Origin of the sequence: Pseudomonas sp. NPDC087612 (assembly GCF_044743505.1) — a bacterium.
GTDB lineage: Bacteria > Pseudomonadota > Gammaproteobacteria > Pseudomonadales > Pseudomonadaceae > Aquipseudomonas.
In genome coordinates this window covers 545,513-568,057 of the sequence record NZ_JBIUWO010000003.1, presented here as the reverse complement: position 1 = coordinate 568,057, position 22,545 = coordinate 545,513, and the positions used below count along the sequence as shown (strand labels likewise).

Genomic DNA, 22,545 nt, shown 5'->3' with positions numbered 1-22,545 from the left:
GCCGGGTCGACTTCGACTTTCTCGAAGTCACCACCGGTGGTGCCAGTGATGGTCACGCTGACTTCGCCCGCATCGACGTACACGTCGTCTTCTGGAGCTGGAACAGTAATGCTGCCTTCGGTCTGACCTGCGGCAATGGTGATCACTTCACCGTTGCTCAGGGTGACTTTCATCTCGGTGCCAGCCGGGTTGGTCAGCGTGGCGGTGTAGACGATCTCGCCGCCTTCAGCGACGGAGCCGGTGGCGGTCAGCTTGAGACCGGTAGTGTCGTCAGTACCTGGACCATCAGTAACGGTAGTAACCGGATTACCTGCGGTATCCAGCTTCTCGTAGTTACCGCCGGTGGTGCTGGTGATGCTGTTGGTCAGATCCGGGTTGGTGGTGTGCACGTTGTTAGGTGCAACGAAGTCCACGGTGCCCGAGCTTTGGCCGACCGGGATGGTGATCTGTTGGCCGTTGGCCAGGTTGATGACCAGCGCGGAGCCGGTAACCGGAGCGGTAACCGAAGCGGTGTAGGTCACTACGCCGCCTTCAGTGACGCTTGGAGTCGCGGTCAGGGTGACGGTGCTGGTGTCGATGGTATCGGTGACTTCGGTCACGGCAGCCGCCGGGTCGACTTCGACTTTCTCGAAGTCGCCGCCAGTGGTGCCAGTGATGGTCACGCTGACTTCGCCAGCATCGACGTACACGTCGTCTTCCGGCGCCGGAACAGTGATGCTGCCTTCGGTTTGGCCCTTGGCGATGGTGATGACTTCACCGTTGCTCAGGGTGACTTTCATCTCGGTGCCAGCCGGATTGGTCAGCGTGGCGGTGTAGACGATCTCGCCGCCTTCGGCGACGGAGCCGGTGGCTGTCAGTTTCAGACCGGTGGTGTCGTCGGTACCTGGGCCATCAGTAACGGTGGTGACCGGGTTACCCGCAGTGTCCAGCTTCTCGTAGTTACCACCGGTGGTGCCGGTGATGCTGTTGGTCAGGTCCGGGTTGGTGGTGTGCACGTTGTTCGGTGCAACGAAGTCCACGGTGCCCGAGCTTTGGCCGACCGGGATGGTGATTTGCTGACCGTTGGCCAGGTTGATCACCAGCGCAGAACCGGTCACTGGCGCAGTAACGGAAGCGGTGTAGGTGACCACGCCACCTTCGGTGACGCTTGGCGTCGCAGTCAGAGTGACAGTCGAAGTATCGATGGTGTCAGTCACTTCGGTGACGGCCGGGGTGTTATCCACAGCCAGTTTCTCGAAGTCGCCGCCGGTAGTACCAGTGACAGTGACGCTGACTTCGCCCGCATCGACGTACACATCGTCTTCAGGAGCCGGAACAGTGATGCTGCCTTCGGTCTGACCCTTGGCGATGGTGATCACTTCACCGTTGCTCAGGGTGACCTTCATTTCGGTGCCAGCCGGGTTGGTCAGCGTGGCGGTATAGACGATCTCGCCGCCTTCAGCGACGGAGCCGGTGGCGGTCAACTTAAGGCCGGTAGTGTCGTCAGTGCCTGGACCATCAGTAACGGTGGTCACCGGATTACCTGCGGTATCCAGCTTCTCGTAGTTACCGCCCGAAGTACCGGTGATGCTGTTGGTCAGGTCCGGGTTGGTGGTGTGGACGTTGTTAGGTGCAACGAAGTCCACGGTACCCGAGCTGGAACCCACAGGAATGGTGATTTGTTGGCCGTTGGCCAGGTTGATGACCAACGCAGAGCCGGTCACCGGAGCGGTGACCGAAGCGGTGTAGGTAACGACGCCGCCTTCAGTGACGCTTGGGGTAGCGGTCAGCGTGACAGTCGAAGTATCGATAGTGTCAGTCACTTCGGTCACGGCTGGGGTGTTATCCACAGCCAGTTTTTCGAAATCGCCACCGGTGGTGCCGGTCACGGTCACGCTGACTTCGCCCGCATCAACGTACACGTCGTCTTCCGGCGCTGGAACAGTGATGCTGCCTTCGGTCTGGCCTGCTGCGATGGTGATCACTTCACCATTGCTCAGGGTGACTTTCATCTCGGTGCCAGCTGGATTGGTCAGCGTAGCGGTGTAGATGATGTCGCCGCCTTCAGCGACGGAGCCGGTGGCGGTCAGCTTCAGACCAGTAGTGTCGTCAGTACCTGGGCCATCAGTAACGGTAGTAACCGGGTTACCAGCGGTATCCAGCTTCTCGTAGTTACCGCCCGAAGTGCCGGTGATGCTGTTGGTCAGATCCGGGTTAGTGGTGTGCACGTTGTTCGGTGCAACGAAGTCCACGGTGCCAGAGCTGGAACCCACAGGAATGGTGATTTGCTGACCGTTGGCCAAATTAATCACCAGCGCGGAGCCAGTCACTGGCGCAGTAACCGAAGCGGTGTAGGTGACAACGCCACCTTCAGTCACGCTTGGAGTCGCGGTCAGGGTGACGGTGCTGGTGTCGATGGTATCGGTAACTTCAGTCACGGCTGGAGTGTTATCCACAGCCAGCTTCTCGAAGTCACCGCCGGTCGTACCGGTGACAGTCACGCTGACTTCGCCCGCGTCGACGTACACGTCGTCTTCCGGCGCCGGAACAGTGATGCTGCCTTCGGTCTGGCCTTTGGCGATGGTGATGACTTCACCGTTGCTCAGGGTGACTTTCATCTCGGTGCCGGCTGGGTTGGTCAGCGTGGCGGTGTAGATGATGTCGCCGCCTTCAGCGACGGAGCCGGTGGCAGTCAGCTTGAGACCGGTAGTGTCATCAGTACCAGGGCCATCAGTAACGGTAGTAACCGGATTACCAGCGGTATCCAGCTTCTCGTAGTTACCGCCCGAAGTGCCGGTGATGCTGTTGGTCAGATCCGGGTTTGTGGTGTGCACGTTGTTCGGTGCAACGAAGTCCACGGTGCCGGAGCTGGAACCCACAGGGATGGTGATCTGCTGACCGTTGGCCAGGTTGATGACCAACGCGGAGCCGGTAACCGGAGCGGTGACGGACGCGGTGTAGGTCACTACGCCGCCTTCGGTCACGCTTGGGGTAGCGGTCAAAGTGACAGTCGACGTATCGATGGTGTCAGTCACTTCGGTGACGGCAGGGGTGTTATCCACAGCCAGCTTCTCGAAGTCGCCGCCGGTGGTACCGGTCACGGTCACGCTGACTTCACCGGCATCGACGTACACGTCATCCGCCGGCGCCGGCAGGGTAATGCTGCCTTCGGTCTGGCCTTTGGCAATGGTGATGACTTCACCGTTGCTCAGGGTGACTTTCATCTCGGTGCCAGCCGGGTTGGTCAGCGTGGCGGTGTAAACAATCGAACCGCCTTCTTCAACCGAACCCGTCGCGGTGAGTTTCAGACCGGTAGTGTCATCGGTGCCTGGACCATCAGTAACGGTAGTAACCGGATTGCCAGCGGTATCCAGCTTCTCGTAGTTACCACCGGTGGTGCTGGTGATGCTGTTGGTCAGGTCCGGATTGGTGGTGTGCACGTTGTTTGGTGCAACGAAGTCCACGGTGCCGCTGCTCTGGCCGACTGGAATGGTGATTTGCTGACCGTTGGCCAGGTTGATCACCAGCGCGGAGCCAGTCACTGGCGCAGTAACCGAAGCGGTGTAGGTGACGACACCGCCTTCAGTGACGCTTGGGGTAGCGGTCAGGGTGACGGTCGAAGTATCGATGGTGTCGGTGACTTCAGTCACGGCCGGGGTGTTATCCACAGCCAGCTTCTCGAAGTCGCCGCCGGTAGTACCGGTGACAGTCACGCTGACTTCGCCCGCGTCGACGTACACATCGTCTTCCGGCGCGGGAACAGTGATGCTGCCTTCGGTCTGGCCTTTGGCAATGGTGATGACTTCACCGTTGCTCAGGGTGACTTTCATCTCGGTGCCGGCTGGGTTGGTCAGTGTGGCGGTGTAAACAATCGAACCACCTTCTTCAACCGAACCCGTCGCGGTCAGCTTGAGACCGGTAGTGTCATCAGTACCTGGACCATCAGTAACGGTAGTCACCGGGTTACCGGCAGTATCCAGTTTCTCGTAGTTACCACCGGTGGTGCTGGTGATGCTATTGGTCAGGTCCGGGTTGGTGGTGTGCACGTTGTTCGGCGCAACAAACTCAACCGAACCAGTGCTCTGACCAACAGGAATAGTGATCTGCTGACCATTGGCCAAAGTAATAACCAGCGCAGAACCGGTAACCGGCGCAGTCACCGAAGCGGTGTAAGTAACTACGCCGCCTTCAGCAACACTGCTGTTCGCTGTCAAAGTGACAGTCGAAGTATCAATGGTGTCAGTAACTTGCGTTACAGCCGGAGTGCCATCTACAGCAACTTTCTCGAAGTCGCCGCCAGTGGTGCCGGTAACAGTGACGCTGACTTCGCCAGCATCGATGTATACGTCATCGGCAGGCGCGGCAACGGTAATGCTGCCTTCAGTCTGCCCCGCAGCAATGGTGATGACTTCACCATTGCTCAGGGTCACCTTCATTTCGGTGCCAGCCGGGTTGGTCAGCGTGGCGGTATAAACAATCGAACCACCTTCAGCAACCGAGCCAGTAGCGGTCAGTTTAAGACCGGTAGTGTCGTCAGTACCTGGACCATCAGTAACGGTAGTTACCGGATTACCGGCAGTGTCCAGCTTCTCGTAGTTGCCGCCGGTGGTGCCAGTGATGCTGTTGGTCAGGTCCGGATTGGTAGTGTGCACGTTGTTCGGCGCAACAAACTCAACCGAGCCAGTGCTCTGACCAACAGGAATAGTGATCTGCTGACCATTGGCCAGAGTAATAACCAGCGCAGAGCCAGTCACCGGCGCAGTAACCGAAGCGGTGTAAGTGACCACGCCGCCTTCAGCAACACTGCTGTTTGCGGTCAGGGTGACAGTCGAAGTATCGATGGTGTCGGTAACTTCGGTGACCGCCGGCTGGTTGCTGACCACCAGGTTTTCGAAGTTGCCGCCATCGACCTTGTCGATGCTGACGCTGACGTTGCCGGCATCGACATACACGTCATCGCTCGGCGCCGGCACGGTGACGCTGCCTTCGGTCTGGCCGGCGACGATGGTGATCACCGCGCCGTTGCTCAGGGTCACGGTCACCGGGGTGCCGGCCGGGTTGGTCAGGGTCGCGGTGTAGATGATCGAGCCGCCTTCGGCGACGCTGCCGGTGGCGTTCAGGCTCAGGCCGGTGTCATCGATCGAGTCGGTGATGGTGGTGACCGCCGGGTTCGGGTTCGGTACCAGGTTCTCGAAGTTGCCACCAGTGGCGCCAGTGATGGTGGTGCTGACGCTGCTGCCGTTGTTGTAGACGTCGTTCGGCGGCGTCTGCACATCAACGGTGCCGGTGGTCTGGCCGGCGCCGATGGTGATGGTGCTGCCGTTGGACAGGGTGACGGTCACCGGCGTCTGCGCCGGGTTGGTCAGGGTGGCGGTGTAGGTGATCACGCCGCCTTCGGTGACACTCGGGTTGGCCGTCAGGCTGACCGTGGTGGTGTCGATGGTGTCGGTGATCTGGGTCACTGCCGGGGTGGTGTCCGGGGTGATGATCAGGCCCGCGCCGCCGGTGGTGCCGGTGATGGTCGCGGAGATTTCACTGCCGTCCAGGTACACGGTGTCGTTCGGCGGGATGGTCACGCTGACGCTGCCGGTGGTCTGCCCGGCGCTGATGACGATGACCTGGCCGTTGGACAGGGTCACGGTCAGGTCGGTCAGCGGTGGCTGGCCCAGGGTGGCGGTGTAGATGATTACGCCACCCGCCTCGGTGATCGACGGCGTGGCACTCAGGCTCAGGCCGGATTCGCGCGTAGGCGTGGTGGTGTTGGGGTTGTTGGCATCGTCCAGGCCGCCCAGTTCCTGGGTCGCAGCGCCGGTGGCAAAGCCGATCGGGCCGGTCGGGAAGCCAATGGTCGGGTCGACCGAGCCTGCCGTGGCGTCGAGCATGACGAAGCTATGGCCACCACCGGCCGCGCCGCCGCTACCGGCGGCCGACGGGCCTGCTGCGGTGGCTTCGAGTTCGGTGGTCGGGTCAGCGCCGGCGGCGATGGCCTGCTGCAGCTCTTCGACCGAAGGCGCAGCCTGGGCGGTTGCTGCCGCCAGGTCAGTGCTGCTGTCCGGGGCCTCGGCACTCCATTGGGTGTCACGGCCCAGGTCCAGGGTGCGGCCGTCGGCCAGCTCCAGGGTGACGGCGCCGGCCAGGCCAGTGAGCACCTGCTCGCCAGCGAACAGGCGGTCACCTTCGATGAGTACACGTTGAATCCCTTCTGGGGATACGGCGATTACTTGGCCAACAATGCTTTTGACGATGGCAACAACACTGCTCATTGGACTCTCCGGGCTACCCGTTCAATTTGGCTTCCATGCCAGCCGGCGTTGAATTGCCGATTTCTGATGGAATGTTTCAATAGTAAGTTTGGTGCTTTTGACGTCAATATATTGTCGATAACTGTTGGCTATTAAGTTTATGCCAAAGTATTGACCTTCGTGCTGCCATCCTAAACAATCAGCACCGTAATGTCACATTGATATTTGAGCGGCTGCCACTCTTCCTCTGTACGAACCAAGTACCCCTTCGGAAGTTTCCGACATAAGGTCATTCCGGTTGCCATTTTCTAATGCAGCAACGATTTCTGCTGTGATTTGGGACAAGACGTCCCTGGGAAAAAAGTTAAATGCGCGCGTCACTGTTCACTGCTCTTCCTTTCGTTCTCGCCACCAGTTTCGTTCAAGCACAGAGCCTGCCAGAGGCCATGCAGAAAGCCCTCGAGGTACACCCGGAAATCCAGGCCGGGGTTAACAGCCGAATCGCTGCCGATTACCAGCTGCGCGCCGCCAAGGGCGGTTACCTGCCACGTGTCGATGTGCTCGCCGGTTATGGCCGTGAAGGCACCGACAGCCCGAGCACTGGCAACCGCTGGGAAACCCTCAACCGTGGTGAGTCGAGCGTGCGCCTGCGGCAGATGGTCTTCGACGGTTTTGCCACCTCGAGTGAAGTTGGCCGTCAGCAAGCCACCGTCAACTCCCGCGCCTACTCGCTGCTGGGCGCCTCCGAGCGCACCGCGTTGACCGTTGCCCAGGTTTACCTGGACGTCCTGACCCGCCGCGAGATGGTTCGCCTGGCAGAAGACAATCTGCGCAGCCACGAACGCATTTATGACCAGATCAAACTGCGCACCGCCCGTGGTGTCGGCCGCCTGGCCGACCTTGACCAGGCTGAAGCGCGTCTGGCCCAGGCCCGCAACAACCTGATCACCGAGCAGACCAACCTGGCCGATGCCAAGACCAACTACCTGAGCGTGGTCGGTCAGCTGCCGGACGAGTTAAGCAGCCCTGCGCCGTTTGTCGACCTGTTGCCGGCCAACCTCGACGAAGCCCGCCAGCAGATGGTCGAGAGCAGCCCGATCCTGCGCTCGGCAGAGTCCGATATCGCCGCAGCGGAGAAGCAATACGAGGCTGCAAAGTCTACTTTCTATCCGCGTTTTGATGCAGAACTCGGACGGACGGCCGATAACGATCTGGATGGCATGAACGGCCACAACAACGAATGGCAGGCTATGCTGCGTATGAGTTTCAACTTGTATGCCGGCGGCAGCAACAAGGCCGACCTGGAATCCAAGTCGTACCTGACCAACCAGGCGCTGGACATTCGCAACAATGCTTTGCGCCAGCTCAATGAGGAGCTCGGCCTGGCATGGAACGCTATGGACAACGCCAATGCGCAGGTGCCGATCGCCCAGCAATACGTCGATCACAGCAACAGTGTGCGCAGCGCCTACCAGAAGCAGTTCAGCCTCGGCGAACGTACCTTGCTAGACTTGCTCGACAGCGAGAACGAACTCTTCACTGCCCAGCGCCGTCTGGCTGAAGTGAAGAACAGCCAAGTGTTTACTCAGTACCGAATCAAAGCGACCATTGGTCAACTGCTCAAGAGCCAGGGTGTTGTCGCACCGATGGCCTCCGTGGTGCAGAACGACCTTAAACCGAAAGTGAACCTGCCAGGCATGAACTGAGGTTCACTGTTATAGCCAACCGCAACCGTTAAGAGAGCCCGCGTGGAATCAGAAGTCAGTCGAGTCCAGCTCAGCCATGATCCACGCAGTCAGCACGACGATCCGTTGCTGGACAGCCTGCTGTCTCTCTGCGTGCTGCACCAGAAGCCCGCCAGCCGGGCCATGCTGACCACCGGCCTGCCGTTGCCGGCCCAGCGCCTGAGCCCGGAGCTGCTGCCGCGTGCGGCGGCCCGTGCCGGCCTGCAGGGGCGCTTGCTGCAACGCAAGCTGGAGCAGATCCCGAGCATCGCCATGCCGGCGATGCTCCTGCTCAAGGACGGTCGCAGCACGGTGTTGCTCGGTTGGGAGAATGAGGACACCGCGCGCCTGTTGCTCAGCGAGAGCGACGGCGGCGAGGTGCACGTCAGCCGCGAAGCGTTGCTGAGCGACTACAGTGGCCGGGTGTTCTTCGCCCAGCCGCAGCACAAGTTCGACGTCAACCACGGCAACCTGATTCCGCGTGCGCGTTCGTGGTTCCGTGACACCCTCAAGCGCAGCCGCTGGCTGTACATCGACGCCATCGCCGCAAGCCTGGTGATCAACCTGATCGCCCTGGCCGCGCCGCTGTTCGTGATGAACGTCTACGACCGCGTGGTGCCCAACCAGGCCACCTCGACCCTGTGGGTCCTGGCCCTGGGGATTTCCGGTGCCTACATCTTCGATCTGATTCTCAAGGGCCTGCGCAGTTTGTGCCTGGACCTGGCCGGGAAGAAGACCGACCTGATCATCTCGGCGACGCTGTTCGAACGCATCGTCGGCATGGCCATGAAGTACCGGCCGGCACGGGTCGGCAGCTTTGCCCAGAACATTCATGAATTCCAGGGCCTGCGCGATTTTCTTGCCTCGCTGACCCTGACCAGCCTCATCGACCTGCCGTTCACCCTGTTGATCCTGCTGGTGATCGCCATCATTGGCGGGCACCTGGTGTGGATTCCGATCATCGCCTTCCCGCTGGCCCTGGGTATCGGCTACGCCCTGCAAAAGCCGCTGGTGGCGACCCTGGAGCGGACCATGGCCCTGGCCTCCGAGCGCCAGTCGAGCCTGATCGAAACTCTCGCCGGGCTCGATGCGGTCAAGGTCAACAACGCCGAAAGCGAACGCCAGTACATGTGGGAGCAGACCATCGGCACCCTCAGCCGCCTCGAGCTGCGGGTCAAGGTGCTCTCGGGCCTGGCGATGAACATTACCCTGCTGATCCAGCAACTGGCCGGCGTGGCGCTGATTTGTGCTGGCGTCTACCAGATCATGGCCGGCAATCTGAGCATGGGCGGCCTGATCGCTTGCTACATGCTCAGTGGCCGGGCCCTCGGCCCACTGGGCCAGCTTTCCGGTTTGTTGACCCGTTACCAGCAAGCCAAGGTGACCATGGTCTCCACCGACCAGATGATGGAGCTGCCGCAAGAGCGCAACTTCGAAGAGCGCCCGCTGAGCCGTCAGGTACTGCAGGGCGCCATCGAGTTTCGCGGCGTCGATTTCACTTATCCCAACCAGCAGAACCTGGCGCTCAAGGGCGTCAATGTGTCGATCCGCCCCGGCGAGAAAATCGGCATCATCGGTCGCAGCGGCTCGGGCAAGAGCTCGCTGGCCAAACTCATCGTCGGCCTCTATGAAGCCGATGCCGGCTCGTTGCTGGTCGATGGCGTCGACATCCGCCAGATCGACGTCAGCGAGTTGCGCCACAACATCGGCTACGTGCCCCAGGACATCCAGCTGCTGGCCGGTACCCTGCGCGACAACCTGGTCAGCGGTGCGCGCTATGTCGAGGACGAAATGGTCCTGCAGGCGGCCGAGCTGTCCGGGGTTCACGAATTCGCCCGGCTGCACCCGCAAGGTTACGAGCTGCAGGTCGGCGAGCGTGGCCAGAATCTTTCCGGTGGCCAGCGCCAGAACGTCGCCCTCGGCCGCGCCTTGTTGCTCAACCCGCAGATCCTGCTGCTCGACGAACCGACCAGCGCCATGGACAACACCGGTGAAGAACGCCTCAAGCAACGCCTGCAAGCGGTTATCGAGAGCAAGACCGTGGTCCTGGTGACGCACCGGGCTTCGCTGTTGTCACTGGTCGACCGCCTGATCGTTGTCGATCGCGGGCAGATAGTCGCGGATGGCCCGAAAGCCGCCGTCATGGATGCGCTGAAGAAGGGGCAGATCAGTGTTGCTTAAGATGGATATGGGCCAGATCAAGGACAGCCTGCGCAGGTATTTCAAGGGTTCCGAATCGCTCAGCGGCCAGCCGCTGCCCGAGGTCAACAAGGCGCTGATCGAAGATGCGCCGCGCATCGTGCGCCTGACCATCTGGGGGGTAATCGGTTTCTTCCTGTTCCTCGGGCTCTGGGCCAACTTCGCCATTATCGACGAAGTTACCCGTGGCGAAGGCAAGGCGATTCCGTCGTCGAAACTGCAGAAGATCCAGAACCTGGAAGGCGGCATCGTCGCGCAGATCTACGCCAAAGAAGGCGAGATCGTCGAAGTCGGCGACCCCTTGCTGCGCCTGGACGACACCCGTTTTGTCTCCAATGTCGGCGAGACTGAGGCTGATCGCCTGGCCATGGCCCTGCGCGTCGAGCGCCTGAGCGCCGAGGTTGAAGACCGGCCGCTGAAGATCGACGAAGAAATCCGCAAGGCTGCGCCAAGCCAGGCCGCCAACGAAGAATCCCTGTACCAGAGCCGTCGCCAGCAACTGCAAGACGAAATCGGCGGCCTGCAGGAGCAACTGGTACAGCGCCAGCAAGAGCTGCGCGAGTTCAGTTCCAAGCAGGGCCAGTACCGCAACAGCCTGCAGCTGCTGCGCCAGGAAATCAGCATGTCCGAGCCGCTGGTGGCCCAGGGCGCAATCTCCCAGGTTGAAGTGCTGCGCCTCAAGCGTGCCGAGGTTGAAAACCGCGGCCAGCTGGATGCCACCTCGCTGGCGATCCCGCGGGCCGAATCGGCGATCAAGGAAGTCGAGCGCAAGATCGACGAGACCCGCGGCAAGTTCCGCAGCGAAGCCCTGACCCAGCTTAACGAGGCGCGCACCGACCTGAGCAAGGCCCAGGCCACCGGCAAGGCCCTGGACGACCGGGTCAACCGGACCCTGGTGACCTCGCCGGTGCGCGGTATCGTCAAGCAGCTGCTGGTCAACACCGTTGGCGGTGTGATCCAGCCGGGCAGCGACCTGGTCGAAATCGTCCCGCTGGACGACACCCTGCTGGTCGAAGCGCGCATCCGCCCGCAAGACATCGCCTTCCTGCACCCGGGGCAGGAGGCGATGGTCAAGTTCACCGCCTATGACTTCACCATCTACGGCGGCCTCAAGGCCAAGCTCGAACAGATCGGCGCCGACACCATCACCGACGAAGACAAGAACACCTTCTACGTGATCAAGCTGCGCACCGAGCGCAGCCACCTGGGCACCGACGAGAAGCCGCTGTTGATCATCCCGGGGATGGTCGCTTCGGTGGACATCATCACCGGCAAGAAGAGCGTGCTGAGCTACCTGCTCAAGCCGATCATCCGCGCCCGGGCCGAAGCGCTGCGCGAGCGTTGACAGCATCGCGGGGCAAGCCCGCTCCTACAGAGTTGTGTAGGAGCGGGCTTGCCCCGCGAAGAGGCCCGCAACCTCACCATATGCTTATGCACTAAAGATATTTAAATTCTTCCTCTTATGACTTTATAGTCACTCCCCTGCGTACCTGCCGACCAATCGGCGCGCCGCACGACCGAATCAACACGGAACACCGTGAGTTTCTGATCGATGCGCGCACCTTTGGGCGCGCTCTGCGTGGGAGTGAATCATGTCAGCGGCCTCTAACGCCTTGTCGTCCATCGACAGCGCACAGCAGCAAGCGTTCGAAATCCTGCCGTTCAGCGGTGCCGTCGGCGCCGAGATCATCGGCCTGGACCTGAGCAAGCCCGTCAGCGGCGAAGATTTCACCCGGATCCACCGGGCTCATCTCGACCACCACGTGCTGGTGTTTCGCGACCAGCGCATCAGCCCCGAACAACAGATCGCCTTCAGCCGCCGTTTTGGTGAGCTGCAGATCCACGTGCTCAAGCAGTTCCTGCTCAGCGGCCACCCGCAAATCCTCATCGTCTCCAACATCGTCGAGAACGGGCAGAACATTGGCCTGGGCGACGCCGGCAAGTTCTGGCACTCGGACCTGTCATACAAGGAACTGCCAAGCCTGGGCTCGATGCTGCACGCCCAGGAGCTGCCCAGCGAAGGCGGCGACACCCTGTTCGCCGACATGCACAAAGCCTGGGACGGCCTGCCCGAGGCCCTGCGCAAAGCCGTTGAAGGCCGCAGCGCCGCGCATTCCTATACCGCTCGCTACAGCGAGACCAAGTTCGAAGGCAACTGGCGCCCGACCCTGACTGCCGAGCAACTGGCGCAGGTGCAGGAAGTGATTCACCCGGTGGTGCGCACCCACCCGGAAAACGGCCGCAAGGCGCTGTTTGTCAGCGAAGGCTTCACCACCCGCATCGTTGGCCTGCCCGACGATGAAAGCCGGCAGATCCTGACCGAGCTCTACGCCCACAGCGTGCTCGAGCAGAACATCTACCGCCATCAATGGCAGCCCCATGACCTGGTGTTCTGGGACAACCGCTCGTTGATCCACCTGGCCAGCGGCTGCCCTGCGCACCTGCGCCGCAAGCTGTACCGCACCACCATCCAGGGCGATGCCCCGTTCTGATCTTTCGAGGAGTACAGCATGCGCAAATCAATCAGCCGCCTGGCGGCCAGTATCGGCCTGGGTGCCAGCCTGCTCGCCGGCAGCCTGGTGGCGCCGGCCACGGCCCAGGCCGAAGGTGAAATCCGCGTTGCCGAGCAGTTCGGCATCGTTTACTTGCTGCTCAACGTGGTGCGCGATCAGAACCTGATCGAAAAACACGGCAAGGCGCAGGGCATCGACATCAAGGTCGACTGGACGCAATTGTCGGGCGGTGCTGCGATCAACGACGCCTTGCTCTCAGGCTCGGTGGACATCGCCGGTGCCGGCGTCGGCCCGCTGCTGACCATCTGGGACCGCACCCAGGGCCGCCAGAACGTCAAGGCCGTGGCTTCGCTGGGCAACTTCCCTTATTACCTGGTCAGCAGCAATCCCAAGGTCAAGACCATCGCCGACTTCAGCGAGAAAGACCGCATCGCCCTGCCGGCGGTGGGTGTCTCGGTGCAGTCGCGCTTTTTGCAGTACGCCGCCGCCAAGCAGTGGGGCGACAAGGAATACAACCGCCTCGACAAATACACCCTGGCCGTCCCTCATCCGGATGCCACCGCAGCCTTGCTGGCCGGCGGCACCGAGCTGAACGCGCACTTCTCCAACCCGCCGTTCCAGGACCAGGTATTGGCCAACAAGGACGTGCACGTGGTGCTCAACACCTACGACCTGCTCGGCCCGAACTCGCCGACCGTGCTGTTCGCCACCGAAAAATTCCGCAATGACAACCCCAAGACCTACAAAGCCTTTGTTGATGCTCTGGCCGAAGCCGCCGAGTTTGCCCAGAACGACAAGGCCGCCGCAGCTGACACCTACATTCGCGTGACCAAGGCCAAGATCGACCGCGAGGCGTTGCTGAAGATCATCGACAACCCGCAGTACGAATTCAGCGTGACGCCAAAAAACACCTACCCGCTGGCCGAGTTCCTCTACCGCGTGGGCGCGATCAAGCACAAACCCGAATCCTGGAAAGACTACTTCTTCCAGGACGAGAAACCGCTGCAAGGGAGCTGACCGGATGAACACCCCATTGCCAGGCCACACGGTCAGCAAGCTGAGCAGCGTCGCCACGCCGCCGCTGCTGCAGGTGGATAACGTAAGCCTCGAATACCGCACCGCGCAGCGCGTGGTGCGGGCTACCCATCAGGTCAGTTTCGAAGTGGACAAAGCCGACCGCTTTGTCCTGCTCGGGCCTTCGGGCTGCGGCAAGTCGACCCTGCTCAAGGCGGTGGCCGGCTTCATCGAGCCCCGGGAAGGGCAGATCCGCCTGCAGGGCCAGGCCGTGCAGGGCCCGGGCCCGGACCGCATCGTGGTGTTCCAGGAGTTCGACCAGCTGCCGCCGTGGAAAACCGTCAAGCACAACGTAATGTTCCCGTTGCTCGCCTCGGGCACGCTCAAGCGCAAGGAGGCAGAACAGCGCGCCTTGCACTACCTGGAAAAGGTCGGTCTGGCGGGTTTCGCTGATGCCTATCCGCATACCCTGTCGGGCGGCATGAAAGCCCGCGTGGCGATTGCCCGGGCGCTGGCCATGCAGCCAAAGATCCTGCTGATGGACGAACCCTTCGCCGCCCTCGACGCCCTGACCCGGCGCAAGATGCAGGAAGAGCTGCTGCTGCTCTGGGAAGAGGTGCGCTTCACCCTGTTGTTCGTTACCCATTCGATCGAAGAGGCGCTGGTGGTCGGCAACCGCATCCTCCTGCTGTCGCCCCATCCGGGCCGGGTACGCGCTGAAATCCATAGCCACCAGTACAACCTGCAAAGCCTTGGCGCCAGTGATTTCCAGGCCTCGGCGCGGCGTATCCACCGCTTGCTGTTCGACGATGATGCCCAGGTCGAGCACGACCCGGCGATGGGTTTCGCCGACATTCGCATTGCCTACTGACCGGGAGTTTTGCCATGACCACGATTGTTACGCCGCGTCAGGAATACGAAGTGGTTCTCGAACCGTTGCTCAGCGTTCCGCTTGAGCGCCAATTGCCGCTCGGCCAGCGCCTCTGGCAACAGGGCTGGCTGCGCAAGGGCCTGATCCTGATTCTGCTGGCTCTGGCCTGGGAAGCCATCGCCCGCTATCAGGGCAACGACCTGCTGCTGCCGAGCTTTTTACAAACCGCCGCGGCCCTGTACGACGGCCTGCTCAGCGGCGAGTTGCTGGCCAAGGTTGGGGTGTCACTGGTGGTGCTGCTCAAGGGTTACCTACTGGGCATCGTTCTGGCTTTTGGCCTGACCAGCCTGGCGGTGTCGACCCAGTTCGGCCGCGACCTGCTCAGCACCCTGACCTCGATGTTCAACCCCTTGCCGGCGATTGCCTTGCTGCCCTTGGCGCTGCTGTGGTTCGGCCTGGGCGACAACAGCCTGATCTTTGTGCTGGTGCATTCGGTGCTCTGGGCCCTGGCGCTGAATACCTACGCCGGCTTTCTTGGCGTCAGTGAAACCCTGCGCATGGCCGGGCGCAACTATGGCCTGCGCGGATTGCGCCTGGTCGTGCATATCCTGATTCCGGCGGCGCTGCCGTCGATCCTCTCGGGGCTGAAGATTGGCTGGGCCTTTGCCTGGCGCACGCTGATCGCCGCCGAGCTGGTGTTCGGCGCCACCAGCGGCAAGGGCGGGCTGGGCTGGTACATCTTCCAGAACCGCAACGAGCTGTACACCGACAAGGTGTTCGCTGGCCTTGCGGTGGTGATCTTGATCGGCTTGCTGGTCGAGAGCCTGGTGTTCAACTCTCTGGAGCGCATCACTGTGCGCCGCTGGGGCATGCAGCGCTGAGCGGCTCAGGCGCTTTGGTACTGCGCCGCGGCATTGTTGAGGGTTTCGGCAATTTGCTGGCGCAGGCTCAGGGGCTGCTCGACGATCAGCCCGTCACCCTGGCTCAGTAGCCACCAGCGCAACTGCCAGCTGTTGCTGACAGTAGCTTTGAGGCGGTGCCCGGCGTCCAGCGGGGTCAGGTGCATATCGGCCGACAGCGGCGTCTCGCGCACCAGGCGGGCGAGGTTGTCGCTGATCCAGGCCTGCAGTTCGATCTTGTCGGTATCGCCGAACTGCAGGGCGTCGCTGCGCAGGTACGCTTGCAGGTCGAAGGCGCGCAGGCCTTCGGTGGGGCTGTCGAGAATGCGCAGTTTGCGAAAGCGATGCACGGCGAACTGGCGAATGTCGGTATAGGGCGCAGCGGTGGCAATCAGGTAGCTGACCTGGCCGCGCTGAATCAACGCCAGCGGGTTGAGGGTCAGTTCGCTGAGCTTGTCGTTGTGCGCCGAGTAGTACTGGCAGTGCAGCTGGTATTCCTCAAGCAGCGCATGCTGCACGGTCTCGAGGATACTGTCGGGCACTTCCGGGGCCTGCATGTTCATGTCCGGGCGTACGCTGGCGACCTTGTCCAGCCAGCGCGCCACCTTGTTCGCTCCCGACAGGTGTTCGAGTTTCTGCCGGGCATGGCTGAAGCGCGGGTCCAACACCTTGAGCATGCTCCCCGGCAACAGCGGGCGTACCGCCTCTTCCACCAGCGCCAGGCTCAGCGCCTCACTGACACTGATACCGCGCAATTCAATGCAGGCGTTGGCTGCCCAGTGCCAGCCGTACGGGATGCTCTTGTCGTTGCGCTCCAGCGGGAAAATCAGCGAAAGCTCGTTGAGATCGCGTTCGATGCTGCGCTTGCTGATGGTGAATCCTGCGTCCTGCAGGCGGCCAACCAGCTCGGCACTGGTAATGCCCGGTGAGCGGCTGGGCAACTGGCGCAGCAACTCCCATTGGCGGCTGAGGGTGGCGCGTGTCGTGGCGGAGGGCAAAAGGTGGCGTCCTTGTCTAGGCTTGCGGTTGTAGCATGGCGCCAGCGCAGTGATATGGCAATTAGCCATTTATGTATCCAGATCAAGGATGAAGCAGTTGAGTGCCCTAACTGAATCGTTCGCGACAGGTTTTGTCGTGGCCGTGCGCAGAATCACGCCTCATCACTCCCGCTGTTGGATCTGTGGGTAGTTCAATGAGGACGAACATGTCAGCTGCAAGCAACATCTACCCACTGCTTGAGCGCCTGTTGCCCGAGCGGATCATCCCTGCGCCCGGCCGCCCTGGCCGCCTGCAGCGGTTGTACGCCGGGGTCGGCATGCCCAGCCAGCGGGCAGTGCTGGGCGAGAGTTTCGCCCTGATCAGCCGCCTGGACGAAGCCAGCGACCTGCAGGCGGTGTACGACGACCTGCGCGCCCAGGCCCTGGAAGGCAACGTCGGCGCGCTCAACGACCTGGGCTGGATCTGGCTCAATGGCAAGTACTGGCGCGCCGACCCGACCCTGGCCGGGCACCTGCTGCGTATGGCGGCCCTGCAGGGCAGTGCCGCAGCCTGGTTCAACCTCGGCCAGCAGCATTACTTCGGCAAGGGAGTGGAGGTCGCCTATGCCAGTGCGGCAGAGTACTACCAGCAGGCGTTCGAGCGTGGCCTGGAACACGCCGCTGCGGCGTTGGGTGATCTCTACGAAGAAGAAATCTGTGACAGCGACAGCCAGGACTGGCAGGTCGACCTGCAGCAGGCCTACCGCTGGTTCCTGCGCGGCGCCCAGCGCGGTGACGCACGCTGCCGCTTCGAGGTCGGCTATCGCCTGCTGCATGGGCTGACGGTCAACGTCGACAGCAAGGCCGCCGTGTACTGGCTGGAACTGGCCGCAGTGGCCGGGGTGATGCAGGCTGCCGAAGAGCTGGCGGTGCATTTCAGCGAGGTCAACAACGCCCTGCGTTACCTGTTCTGGCGCGAGCAGGCGATCAGCCTGGGCAGCAAGCTGGCGCTGAACATGAAGCTGGACGATCAGCTGCAACCTTGAACATGACGTTTGTCAGCCACTATTGACGGCAGGGGCGGTGATCGAAGAATATTGATAGTTAGCAAACTATGAATATAGCCACGAACCTCCCTTCATGACCCTCGACGCACTGCAACTCAACATCAGCAGCGGCATGGTGGTGGCCGGCCGGCACTGGCGGCGCATCTGCCAGGCGACCCTGGCCGGCTACGGCATTTCCGAAGCCTGCGCGGTCCCTTTGCTGATGATCGTGCGCCTGGGCGATGGCGTGCACCAGGTCGCCGTAGCCCAGGCGGCGGGGCTCGAAAGCCCGTCGCTGGTTCGCCTGCTCGACCAGCTGTGCAATGCAGGCTTTGTCTGCCGTACGGAAGATCCGGTCGATCGCCGGGCCAAGGCCCTGAGCCTGACCGCCAGCGGTCGGGTATTGGCCGAAGCCATCGAAGGCGAACTGGTGCGCCTGCGCCGCGAAGTGCTGCAGGGCATCGACGAAGCCGACCTGCTGGCCACCCTGCGTGTGCTGCGCGCCTTCGAAGACGCTGCCCAGCGCACCCCGGGCGTGCCGACGTGAACGGTTTTTTCAGCTCGATGCCGCCGGCGCGCGACTGGTTCTACGGGGTGCGCACCTTTGCCGCGTCGATGATCGCCCTGTACATCGCCTTGCTCATGCAACTGCCACGGCCTTACTGGGCCATGGCTACGGTGTATATCGTCTCCAGCCCGTTCGTCGGGCCCACCAGTTCCAAGGCCCTGTATCGCGCCATGGGCACCTTGCTCGGCGCCGCCGGGGCGGTGTTCCTGGTGCCGCTGCTGGTGCAGACACCGGTGCTTTTGACCGTCGCCGTGGCCTTGTGGACCGGCACCTTGCTGTTCCTCTCGCTGCACCTGCGCACCGCCAACAGCTATGCGCTGATGCTGGCCGGCTACACCCTGCCGATGATTGCCCTGCCGGTGGTCGACGACCCGTTGGCAGTGTTCGACATTGCCTCGTCGCGGGCCCAGGAGATCTGCCTGGGCATCGTCTGTGCGGCAGTGGTCGGAGCGATCTTCTGGCCACGGCGCCTGACCCCGGTGCTGGTTGGCGCCACTGGCAACTGGTTCAACGAGGCGATCCGCTACAGCGATACCTTCCTGGCCCGCGAGGCGACTGCCGATAAAGTCGGCGGCTTGCGTGCCTCGATGGTCACCACCTTCAACTCGCTGGAGCTGATGATCGGCCAGTTGTCCCATGAAGGCGCACGGCCGCAAACGGTGAAGAATGCCCGCGAGCTACGTGGGCGGATGATCCACCTGCTACCGGTGATCGATGCCCTCGACGACGCCTTGCTCGCCCTTGAAGGCCGTGCTCCGGCCCAGAGCGAACAACTGCAGCCATTGCTGAGCGAAGCCCGCGCCTGGCTGCAGGGCACCGCGCAGGATCCATCGCCGGCACGCTGGTCGGCGTTGCGTGCGCACATCGAACATATGCAACCGAGCGCCGCCGCCCTTGATGAGCGCGCCTCGCTGCTGCTGTCCAACGCGCTCTATCGGCTGGCTGAATGGGCCGACCTGTGGCAAGACTGTTGCAGCCTGCAGCACGCCATCCGCAACGAAGACCTCTCGCCCTGGCGCGCGGTGTATCGGCACTGGCGCCTGGGCCGGCTGACGCCGTTCTTCGACCGGGGGCTGATGCTCTACTCGGTGTTCTCCACCGTCAGCGCGATCATCGTTGCCACCACCCTGTGGATTTTGCTCGGCTGGGGCGACGGCGGCAGCGCGGTGATTCTCGCCGCCGTGGCCTGCAGCTTCTTTGCCGCCATGGACGACCCGGCGCCGCAGATCTACCGGTTCTTCTTCTGGACTTCGCTGTCGGTGCTGTTTGCCAGCCTTTACCTGTTTCTGGTGTTGCCTAACCTGCATGACTTTCCGATGCTGGTGCTGGCCTTCGCCATACCGTGCATCTGCGTCGGCACCCTGACCGTGCAGCCGCGCTTCTACCTGGGCACCTTGCTGACTATCGTCAACACCGCCTCGTTCATCAGCATCCAGGGCGCCTACGACGCCAACTTCCTGACCTTCATCAACGCCAACCTGGCCGGGCCGGTGGGCTTGCTGTTCGCCTTCGTCTGGACCCTGGTGGTGCGCCCGTTCGGCGTTGAGCTTGCGGCCAAGCGCCTGACCCGTTTCAGCTGGCACGACATCGTCGGCATGACCCAGCCGGCGACCCTGGCCGAGCACCGGCAACTGGGCGTGCAGATGCTCGACCGGCTGATGCAGCAACTGCCGCGCCTGACCCAGACCGGCCAGGACACCGGCACCGCCCTGCGAGACCTGCGCGTGGGCCTGAACCTGCTCGACCTGCTGGCCTATATGCCACGGGTCGGCGCGCAGCCGCGCCAGTTGCTGGGGCGGGTGGTGGAAGAGGTGGGCGAACACTTTCAGGCCTGCCTGGACGCCCGCCGTCGGCTGCACGCGCCCGAGGTGCTGTTGCAGAGCATGGAGCGCGCCCGTCGCGCCCTCAACCTCAACGACCTGGCCGACAGCGCCGAGGCCCGGGTGCACCTGTTGCACGCCTTGAGCGGCCTGCGCCTGGCGCTGTTGCCGGGGGTCGAGGTGGTGCTTGAGCCATCCGACGATCAGCAACAACTGCCCTATGGCATCGATGGAGCGCCGCTGTGATCGGAGATCTGGATATCAGCGGGGTGTTCCTGCCCACGCTGCTGGTGATGATGGTCGTCACCTATTTGCTGTTTCTCGGTGTGCACGCGTTGCTCAACCGCGTGCATTTCTACCGCCTGGTCTGGCACCGGGCGTTGTTCAACGTTGCGCTTTACGCCGTGCTGCTCGGCACGGTCGATCACTTTTGCCGAAACCTGATGCTGCCATGAAAAAACCCTTGTTGACCCTGGGCCGCGTGGTCCTGACCCTGCTGGTAGTGACGCTGGCGACCGTGTTGGTCTGGCAGATGGTCATGTACTACATGTTCGCCCCCTGGACCCGGGACGGGCACATCCGCGCCGATGTGATCCAGATCGCCCCTGATGTTTCCGGTTTGATCCAGCAGGTCGAGGTACGCGACAACCAGGTGGTCAAGCGTGGCGACGTGCTGTTCACCATCGACCAGGACCGCTTCCACCTGGCCCTGCGCCAGGCCCAGGCGACCCTGGCCGAGCGCAAGGAAACCCTGGCCCAGGCCCAGCGCGAAGCCCGGCGTAATCGTGGCCTGGGTAACCTGGTGGCCGCCGAGCAACTGGAAGAGAGCCAGTCGCGCCAGGCCCGCGCCGAATCGGCCCTGGCCGAAGCCCAGGTGGCGGTGGATGCTGCGCAGTTGAACCTCGACCGTTCGGTGGTGCGCAGCCCGGTTGATGGCTACCTCAACGACCGCGCGCCGCGTGCCCACGAGTTTGTCAGTGCCGGGCGGCCGGTGCTGTCGGTGGTCGACAGCGACTCCTACCACGTCGATGGCTACTTCGAAGAAACCAAGCTGGCCGGCATTCACATCGGCCAGGCTGTGGATATCCGTGTGCTCGGCGACAACACCCGACTGAGCGGGCGGGTGCAAAGCATTGCCGCCGGTATCGAGGACCGCGACCGCAGCAGCGGCGCCAACCTGCTGCCCAACGTCAACCCGGCGTTCAGCTGGGTGCGCCTGGCCCAGCGGATCCCTGTGCGGATTGCCTTCGATGAGGTGCCGGCAGACTTTCGCATGATCGCCGGGCGTACGGCGACGGTGTCGATCCTTGAGGACAAGGGCCAATGAAACGGCTGTCACTGCTCGGCTTGAGCCTGCTGCTGTCGGCCTGCCAGATGGTCGGGCCGGACTACAACGTGCCCGAGGATGCCGCGATCCAGCGCGCCGACTTGCAGGGCCAACTGCGCCAGGACGCCAGCAGCGTGGTCTCGGCGCCCGTGCCGAAAGACTGGTGGCATCTGTATCAGGACGAACGCCTCAATGAGCTGGTGCGCCAGGCCCTGGCGGCCAACAGCGAACTGCGTGTGGCGGCGGCGAACATCGCCAAGGCCCGTGCCCAGGTCGAAGAGGCCGAAGCCCAGGGTGGCCTGAACGGCGGTGTGAAGCTGGGTGCCCAGCGTTTGCAGGAGTCTGGCGAAGCCTTTTTGCAACCAGAGAAAGTGCCGGTGGCCAACATCGGCGAGGCGATCATCAGCGCGTCATACCAGTTCGACCTGTGGGGCACCCTCAAGCGTGGCGTCGAGGCCGCCCAGGCCAATGCCGACGCGACCCAGGCCGCCGCCGATACCGCACGCATCACCCTGGTGGCCGACGTGGTACGTGCCTACACCCAGGTCTGCGCGGCCAACGAGGAATACCATATCGCCCATGAGTCCCTGGACCTGCAGCAGCAGAGCGTGACCCTGACCCAACGCTTGCGCGATGCCGGGCGTGGTGACGAAACCCAGGTGACCCGCTCGCAAACCCAGTTCAAATCCTTGCGCGCCGAGCTGCCGCGTTACCAGGCTGCGCGTGAAGCGGGCCTGTACACCTTGTCGATGTTGCTGGCCAAGCCGCTCAACCAGTTGCCGGCCGGAACCGGCGATTGCGCCGAGCTGCCGCATATCGCCCAGGTGCTGCCAGTGGGCGATGGCGCCGCGCTGCTCAAGCGCCGTCCGGATATCCGCCAGGCGGAACGCAGCCTGGCCGCGAGTTGTATCCGGACATCAGCATCGGTGCCCAGGTGGGCACCATCGGTATCCTGGAAAATCTCGGCAAACCTGCGACCAACCGCTGGGGCTTCGGCCCGCTGCTGACCTGGAATGTACCGACCAACGGTTCGCGGGCGCGCATCCGTGAGGCGCAAGCTTCGACCCAGGCGGCGCTGGCGCATTTTGACGGGGTGGTGCTCAACGCCATTCGCGAAACCCAGACCAGCCTTGCGCAATACAGCGCCTTGCTCGAGCGCCGCGATGCCTTGGCCGATGCCGAGCGTTCGGCGCAACTGGCGGCAGACCAGACCCATAGGTTTTACCAGGCCGGGCGTGAGTCGTTCCTGGCGGACCTGCAGGCGACCCGCACCTACACCGAGATGCGCGCGCAACTGGCGGCGGCCAATACCCAGGTGGCGATGGGGCAGATCGGCTTGTTCCTGGCGTTGGGTGGTGGCTGGTAG

The 22,545-nt window shown here is 62.6% G+C and carries 14 protein-coding genes and 1 pseudogene; 13 read left to right on the top strand and 2 right to left on the bottom strand.

The genetic code is table 11. From position 1 onward, the window contains the following. The coding region (locus ACIOVF_RS08825) for a retention module-containing protein (protein WP_401288835.1) at positions 1–6,242 on the bottom strand (6,242 nt) is incomplete at its 3' end. Between the two features lie 347 nt (positions 6,243–6,589). On the opposite strand from ACIOVF_RS08825, the gene ACIOVF_RS08820 reads away from it, so the two are divergent. The 7 genes from ACIOVF_RS08820 (at position 6,590) to ACIOVF_RS08790 (ending at position 15,423) form a co-directional block, all read left to right on the top strand. Next, positions 6,590–7,927 carry a TolC family outer membrane protein gene (locus ACIOVF_RS08820; RefSeq protein ID WP_045201706.1) on the top strand — a complete coding sequence of 446 codons (1,338 nt, stop codon included), beginning with the start codon at positions 6,590–6,592 and terminating at the stop codon, positions 7,925–7,927. Between the two features lie 42 nt (positions 7,928–7,969). Further along, on the top strand, positions 7,970–10,126 hold the full coding sequence (locus tag ACIOVF_RS08815; RefSeq protein ID WP_258664160.1) for a type I secretion system permease/ATPase: 2,157 nt from the start codon (positions 7,970–7,972) through the stop codon (positions 10,124–10,126). Between the two features lies 1 nt (position 10,127). Beyond that, complete coding sequence (locus tag ACIOVF_RS08810; RefSeq protein WP_176794307.1) at positions 10,128–11,489, top strand: HlyD family type I secretion periplasmic adaptor subunit; 1,362 nt, start codon at positions 10,128–10,130, stop codon at positions 11,487–11,489. A 247-nt stretch (positions 11,490–11,736) separates the two neighbouring features. Beyond that, positions 11,737–12,636, top strand: coding sequence for a TauD/TfdA family dioxygenase (locus ACIOVF_RS08805; RefSeq protein WP_045201711.1), 900 nt, complete (start codon positions 11,737–11,739; stop codon positions 12,634–12,636). A gap of 18 nt (positions 12,637–12,654) precedes the next feature. Beyond that, positions 12,655–13,674, top strand: a complete 1,020-nt coding sequence (locus ACIOVF_RS08800; protein WP_045201713.1) for an ABC transporter substrate-binding protein — start codon at positions 12,655–12,657, stop codon at positions 13,672–13,674. A 4-nt stretch (positions 13,675–13,678) separates the two neighbouring features. Beyond that, complete coding sequence (locus ACIOVF_RS08795; protein ID WP_045201715.1) at positions 13,679–14,542, top strand: ABC transporter ATP-binding protein; 864 nt, start codon at positions 13,679–13,681, stop codon at positions 14,540–14,542. A gap of 14 nt (positions 14,543–14,556) precedes the next feature. After that, complete coding sequence (locus ACIOVF_RS08790; protein ID WP_045201718.1) at positions 14,557–15,423, top strand: ABC transporter permease; 867 nt, start codon at positions 14,557–14,559, stop codon at positions 15,421–15,423. A 5-nt stretch (positions 15,424–15,428) separates the two neighbouring features. Here ACIOVF_RS08790 and ACIOVF_RS08785 read toward each other — a convergent pair whose 3' ends face one another. Continuing rightward, entirely contained in the window at positions 15,429–16,439 is a 1,011-nt protein-coding gene (locus ACIOVF_RS08785) for a YafY family protein (protein WP_045201720.1), read from the bottom strand. Between the two features lie 206 nt (positions 16,440–16,645). Between ACIOVF_RS08785 and ACIOVF_RS08780 the strand changes: the two genes are divergently transcribed. From ACIOVF_RS08780 to ACIOVF_RS08755, 6 genes and pseudogenes are all read left to right on the top strand, one after another. After that, positions 16,646–17,464: a tetratricopeptide repeat protein gene (locus tag ACIOVF_RS08780; protein WP_045201722.1), complete on the top strand. Its 819-nt coding sequence runs from the start codon at positions 16,646–16,648 to the stop codon at positions 17,462–17,464. Between the two features lie 94 nt (positions 17,465–17,558). After that, positions 17,559–18,011, top strand: coding sequence for a MarR family winged helix-turn-helix transcriptional regulator (locus tag ACIOVF_RS08775; RefSeq protein WP_045201724.1), 453 nt, complete (start codon positions 17,559–17,561; stop codon positions 18,009–18,011). After that, complete coding sequence (locus ACIOVF_RS08770; protein WP_401288827.1) at positions 18,008–20,098, top strand: FUSC family protein; 2,091 nt, start codon at positions 18,008–18,010, stop codon at positions 20,096–20,098. The genes ACIOVF_RS08775 and ACIOVF_RS08770 overlap by 4 nt, the downstream gene beginning before the upstream one ends. Continuing rightward, positions 20,095–20,307, top strand: coding sequence for a DUF1656 domain-containing protein (locus ACIOVF_RS08765; protein WP_045201729.1), 213 nt, complete (start codon positions 20,095–20,097; stop codon positions 20,305–20,307). The genes ACIOVF_RS08770 and ACIOVF_RS08765 overlap by 4 nt, the downstream gene beginning before the upstream one ends. Beyond that, entirely contained in the window at positions 20,304–21,179 is an 876-nt protein-coding gene (locus ACIOVF_RS08760) for an HlyD family secretion protein (RefSeq protein WP_093377456.1), read from the top strand. Before ACIOVF_RS08765 ends, ACIOVF_RS08760 begins: the two co-directional genes overlap by 4 nt. After that, a pseudogene (locus ACIOVF_RS08755) lies at positions 21,176–22,545 on the top strand (efflux transporter outer membrane subunit). The gene ACIOVF_RS08760 and the pseudogene ACIOVF_RS08755 overlap by 4 nt, the downstream one beginning before the upstream one ends.

Coding starts and splice junctions, on each gene's coding strand:
- ACIOVF_RS08795 (WP_045201715.1), top strand. CDS start 13,679: ATGAACACCCCATTGCCAGGCCACACGGTCAGCAAGCTGAGCAGCGTC.
- ACIOVF_RS08760 (WP_093377456.1), top strand. CDS start 20,304: ATGAAAAAACCCTTGTTGACCCTGGGCCGCGTGGTCCTGACCCTGCTG.
- ACIOVF_RS08800 (WP_045201713.1), top strand. CDS start 12,655: ATGCGCAAATCAATCAGCCGCCTGGCGGCCAGTATCGGCCTGGGTGCC.
- ACIOVF_RS08775 (WP_045201724.1), top strand. CDS start 17,559: ATGACCCTCGACGCACTGCAACTCAACATCAGCAGCGGCATGGTGGTG.
- ACIOVF_RS08780 (WP_045201722.1), top strand. CDS start 16,646: ATGTCAGCTGCAAGCAACATCTACCCACTGCTTGAGCGCCTGTTGCCC.
- ACIOVF_RS08805 (WP_045201711.1), top strand. CDS start 11,737: ATGTCAGCGGCCTCTAACGCCTTGTCGTCCATCGACAGCGCACAGCAG.
- ACIOVF_RS08810 (WP_176794307.1), top strand. CDS start 10,128: ATGGATATGGGCCAGATCAAGGACAGCCTGCGCAGGTATTTCAAGGGT.
- ACIOVF_RS08820 (WP_045201706.1), top strand. CDS start 6,590: ATGCGCGCGTCACTGTTCACTGCTCTTCCTTTCGTTCTCGCCACCAGT.
- ACIOVF_RS08790 (WP_045201718.1), top strand. CDS start 14,557: ATGACCACGATTGTTACGCCGCGTCAGGAATACGAAGTGGTTCTCGAA.